Source organism: Brasilonema octagenarum UFV-OR1 (genome assembly GCF_963888615.1).
GTDB lineage: Bacteria > Cyanobacteriota > Cyanobacteriia > Cyanobacteriales > Nostocaceae > Brasilonema > Brasilonema sennae.
This window is the reverse complement of sequence record NZ_CAWPKW010000250.1, coordinates 1-3,538: the sequence shown is the minus strand read 5'-3', so window position 1 is coordinate 3,538 and position 3,538 is coordinate 1. Positions and strand designations below refer to the sequence as shown.

The 3,538-nt window shown below is 44.5% G+C and carries 2 protein-coding genes and 1 pseudogene; 1 reads left to right on the top strand and 2 read right to left on the bottom strand.

Annotated features, from left to right (window positions below):
- Positions 1-806 (top strand): annotated as a pseudogene (locus tag AC5590_RS20380) (hypothetical protein); the annotation flags it as partial.
- Positions 807-917: 111 nt separating this feature from the next.
- Here AC5590_RS20380 and murJ read toward each other — a convergent pair.
- Positions 918-2,534, bottom strand: coding sequence for a murein biosynthesis integral membrane protein MurJ (gene murJ / locus AC5590_RS20375; RefSeq protein ID WP_169268926.1), 1,617 nt, complete (start codon positions 2,532-2,534; stop codon positions 918-920).
- 116 nt (positions 2,535-2,650) lie between these two features.
- A complete protein-coding gene (locus AC5590_RS20370; protein WP_169268925.1) occupies positions 2,651-3,256 on the bottom strand; it encodes an arsinothricin resistance N-acetyltransferase ArsN1 family B in 606 nt (201 codons plus the stop codon).
- Positions 3,257-3,538 lie beyond the last annotated feature (282 nt).

Genomic DNA, 3,538 nt, shown 5'->3' with positions numbered 1-3,538 from the left:
AGTATGTGCAAACCAAGTTGGGCAACTTCGACCGCAACATAAATAGGTTGTCCCAAGACGGTTCCAAGACCTGGCACTTCTACCGCAAAAACGGTAAATGGAACGCCGCAGTACAATTCACTCCAGCGCCAGTTAAGCGTGTTTCTCGACATTCCGCTTATGGTTGCATCGGTATTGACATGAATCCTGGTTCAATCGGGTGGGCATACGTTGATGGAGACGGCAACCTTCAAGCTCATGGACAAATACCACTCCAGATGGGACTACCGTCTGGTAAGCAGGATGCTCAGATTGTTGATGCCTGCTTACAACTAGCGACACTGGCTGACACGTTTTCTTGTCCCGTTGTCTGTGAGGAACTGGACTTTTCATCCAAGAAAGAACAACTTTCGGAACGTGGCAGAAAATACGCTCGGATGCTTTCTGGTTGGGCGTATAGCCGATTTTACGAGTTGCTGGAAAGCATTCTGAGCAATAGAGGTATCTACCTCATGCAAGTCAATCCTGCTTACACCAGCGTTATCGGCTTAGTCAAATATGCACGGCAGTACGGACTAGCGAGCGATGAAGCTGCCGCTATGGCTATTGCCCGACGTGGTATGAGACTGACTGAAAATATTCCAGACTCCATAACCGCCTATCTTGACGTGAAGTCAGGCAAGCACGTATGGAGTCTGTGGAACCAACTGAATACATTGATCAAGAAATCTAGCATTAGGCGTCATGGCTTCTATGCTATCTCTAACTGGGAATCTTTGGTTAAGCAATGGACAGAGCAATCTGTTCAAAGCAAACGAAAGTGTTAAAGATGATTTCTTCGGAAGATAAACCGCTAACTTCCCTCTACCTAGATTTGAGCACTATTACCCAGATATGCGTAGATTTTTACAAGCGGTAAAGCACGACTATAACAATATTTATCTTCTCAAAAAGCGCTCACGCAGACGAGATACAAAAATCTCGATCTCTGGTAATTTCATCATGGCAACAATCACAGCAAAAACGCCGATGCCAACTAAACCAGCAATAGATATTTGCACCAGTTGAATTTGTAAAGCATCTTCACCTAAAAACTTCTGCAAAACCTCAAGAGTGCCATAGCTTGCTCCTCCACCTACCAAGCTTGCAGTAGCTAAACCTAAAATTGGCAAACTCCACTCGCGCCAACGTAAACCATCCAGCCTGCGATCAAGCAACCATAACAACATTAATAGCGAGATGAAATTCACTCCAACTGTTGCTAGTACCAAACCCGGCGCACCAAAAGGCTTAAACAAAATCCAATCTAGCAAAGCGTTGAATATGATGTTAATCATACTAACGCGAAATGGTGTCTGACCATCGCCCAAAGCATAAAACACGCGCACCAAAACATCTCGCCCCAAATAGACGAACATTCCCAAACCAGAAGCAACTAGTATGGAGGAAACCAGGGCTGAGTCTGTTTGGTTGAAAGCACCACGTTCATAAACCACTCGTACAATGGGGTCAGACAGCGCCATCATTAGCGCTCCCATTGGTAGCATGGTGAAGGCAGTAAGTATGAATCCTTGGCGAATTCGCAATTTTAACTCTGTCCAATTTTCCGGTGCGGCTAGTCGGGAAAATATTGGTAATAAAGGTAACAAAATAATATTAGAAATAATTCCTAAAGGAGTTTGCACCAAGATATTGGAATAACGCAACCCAGAAGGAGCAGAGGGGATGAACGATGCAAAATACATATCTGTATACAGATTAATTTGCAACATCCCAGAAGAAAAGGTTGCTGGTCCCATAATTTTAAGTACATCGCTCACCCCTGGCTGCTTAAAATTAAATCGCAGGCGCAATGTACCTAACCCTGCTCGTGCTTGGGCAATTTGCTGGATCAACCATTGCAGGAATGCTCCGGCTAAGGTACCCCCCGCTAAAACCATTCCGCCTAAAATGGCATATTCAGGAGAGCTAATTTTGCTACCTAGTTGCAGAGCGAGTACACCCAAACCAAGAATTAGAATAATGCTGGAAAATAAAGGACTCAGAGAAAGTAGCCAGTATTGATTCGCTGTGTTGAGAGTCCCAAAACCAATACCAATCAGTCCTGCTAAAACTGCCATTGGTGCCATTATCCGCAGTTGCACAATGGCGCTTTCTTTAATGAATGCTCCGTCACGAACAGTATCCAAACCTGGTGCTACTAAGTCAATCAAGTTAGGAGCAAATATCACCAGGAAAATCGTTACCAAAAGCAGCAAACCACCCACAAGGGTTGTCATTGTTTCCACCAAGGGAGCAGCTTCTTCTTGCTTGCGCCTGGCTAGAACGCTGACGATCGCACTATGGAATGGTCCATTAACCCCACCTAGCAATATTAGCAGAAAACTGGGGATCATGTAAGCGAAGTTATAAGCATCGACAACACCCCCCGCACCAAAAGCGGCGGCGATCGCTTGTTCACGTACCAGCCCAAAAAATTTGCTGATTAACGTAGCAACGGCGATAATGCCAGCAATTCCGGCAAAAGAACGAGAGGTTTTTTGTTCTTGTGTCACAAACAGTACCTGACCACTTTCTGAAGGGGCATATCTTGAAATATTTAACTTGAAATTTAGCAGTTTGTCAGGGTAGTTTGGCAAAAATTAGAAATCTCAGTGTGTGAAATAATTTCTTAATTGACACCAAGCTTGAGGAAAGATAATCCACTTGCCAAAGCGTATTCTAATTTAATGGTACTGTGTAATACGTTGATATCGATGGGAGGCTTGGGATTCGGTCTTCGCGGTTGCAGAGATAGCTCATACCACACAACATCATGCCACGCACCACACTTGTATCCTACACTTTGATATATCCCTATGAACTGGAATCCCATCAGTTTATGAAGCCTTTCACTGGCTGTGTTTGGGAGAGTGACACCTGCGTAGGCGCTGTAGTAACCTTGAAGTACCAGAATTTTAAACAGGGATGTATATAAAGCTCGTCCTATGCCTGAACGACGCACTGCATCATGGATATAAACAGATACATCAACAGCCCACTGATAGGCAGTTCGGTCTCTATGAGGTGTAGCATAAACATATCCTAGAACTTCTCCATCACGTTCGCACACCAGCCAAGGCAACTTCTCTAGGACTTTTGCAATCCGCTGCTGCATTTCATCTAGAGTTGGTGGTTGAACTTCAAAAGACACAGGTGAATACTCGCAAAAAGGGGCGTAAATTTCCAGAACTTGCTCAGCATCCTGTTCAGTAGCAAACCTGATGATGGATGACATAGAAACCACACTCCCTTCTTCTGTTCTTGTTGGAATTATATGGACAGTGTACGATGCAGCAGTAGCAATAATATAAATACCCACCTCCTCCTAAAGTGAGATTTAAAAGTTAGCAAGCAATTAGGGGGTGTATGCATAAAGTCATACCGTTTCACTTTAACGTTGATACATATGGGGAAGTAGGGGGAGTAGGGGGAGTAGGGGAGGCAGTGCGGTCTTGGGGTTTCCCCAAGTGGAGCAACTGCCGTGGAGTCAAATGTATCAGGATTTTTGTGAAAGGGT